The following is a 1388-nucleotide window of genomic DNA, read 5'->3' on the forward strand; positions in this document are numbered from 1 at the left end:
TCGATCAGCCGGTCGAGCAGCGGATCGCGGAATGCGCGCCACCAGTCCTGCAGCTGCGCCGGGTCGGTCTTCACGACGCCGTCGCCGCGCTCGATCCAGCCGGGCGGATGCGCGGGCTGCGGCGGCTGGTAGTCGGGGCCGACCATCGTGCAGGCGGTGAGCGCGGTCGCGCAGGCGGCGACGCCGAGCGCGGCGCCGAATCGGGTCGATCGGATAGGAGTGCGTCGCATCGGGGCCGCCTACATCCACGCGTGCAGCCACGTCGCGAGCCGGCCGCGCGGCGTGCCGCCGCGGCCGGGCTCGCCAATTTCGACGCTGCAGGTCATGCCGGCCGCGAGCAGCACGCCCGCCGGCACGCGATCGAGCTCGACGCGCACCGGAATCCGCTGTGCCAGCCGCACCCAGCTGAAGTTCGGGTTGACGGTCGGCAGCCCGGTTTCGTCGAGCGCGCCGTTCTCGTCGGCGATACCTCGGCCGATGCTCGTCACGTGGCCGCGCAGCAGCGGCTCGAAGCCCATCAGCCTGATCTGCGCGGGTGCGCCGGCGGCGATGTGGCGCAGCTTCGTCTCCTCGAAATAGCCGGTGATCCAGAAGCTGTGCGCGTCGAGCACCGAGATGTCCGGCTTGCCTGCGACCGCGTAGTCGCCGTGACGCAGCCGCAATTGCGTGACGTAGCCGTCGACCGGCGAGCGCAGCGTCGCGCGCTCGAGGTCGAGCTTTGCGACGTCGAGCGCGGCCAGCGCCTTGCGGTACTCGGCCTGCGCGATCGATACCGCGCGGCCCGAGCGCTGGATGTCCTCCTTCGGCACGAGTTCGTCGAGGCCCGTGCGGCGGCGCGCCTCGTCCTGCTTCTGGCGCACCGTCTCGGCGCTTGCGGCGACCTGCGCGTCGGCCTGTTCGATCGCGAGCGCGAAGCGCCGCGGGTCGATCCGGTACAGCACGTCGCCTTTCGACACGCGCTGGTTGTCGACGACGGCGACGTCGACCACGGTACCCGACACTTCCGGGGCGATCCGCACGACATGTGCGCTGACGCGCCCGTCACGGGTCCAGGGGGCGAGCACGTACGCGCGCCAGAGCGCTGCGACGAGCGCGATCGCGACGCCGACCGCGGCGAGCGTCAACAGGGAACGGGTCAGGGGCTTGAGCGACATGACGCAGACGGATGAACTAGAAATAGAGAATCAGCGCGGCGACGAGCACGAGCGAGACCGCGAATTCGAACAACGCCGGATGCCAGACCCGGCGCAGCAGGCCGACACGGGCGAGCGCGGCGCGCACGGCCATGTAGAGCGGCACGGTCACGCATGCGTAGACGAAGAACGGCGGCAGATAGATGCCCGCCACCGCGAATTCACTTGGCATCTCGAATGGTCTCCGCAACGGGG

Annotated in this window: 2 protein-coding genes and 1 pseudogene; all 3 read right to left on the reverse strand. The window is 70.5% G+C overall.

The genetic code is table 11. From position 1 onward, the window contains the following. Positions 1-230, reverse strand: a pseudogene (locus G3N94_RS41335) (RND transporter); the annotation flags it as partial. A gap of 9 nt (positions 231-239) precedes the next feature. Then, entirely contained in the window at positions 240-1154 is a 915-nt protein-coding gene (locus G3N94_RS41340) for an HlyD family secretion protein (RefSeq protein WP_205799910.1), read from the reverse strand. Positions 1155-1170: 16 nt separating this feature from the next. Further along, positions 1171-1388, reverse strand: a 218-nt coding sequence (locus G3N94_RS41345; protein ID WP_241022368.1) for a DUF1656 domain-containing protein, incomplete at its 5' end; no start/stop codon positions are given.

The sequence above is a fragment of the Burkholderia sp. Ac-20353 genome, assembly GCF_017104785.1.
Classification (GTDB): Bacteria; Pseudomonadota; Gammaproteobacteria; order Burkholderiales; family Burkholderiaceae; genus Burkholderia.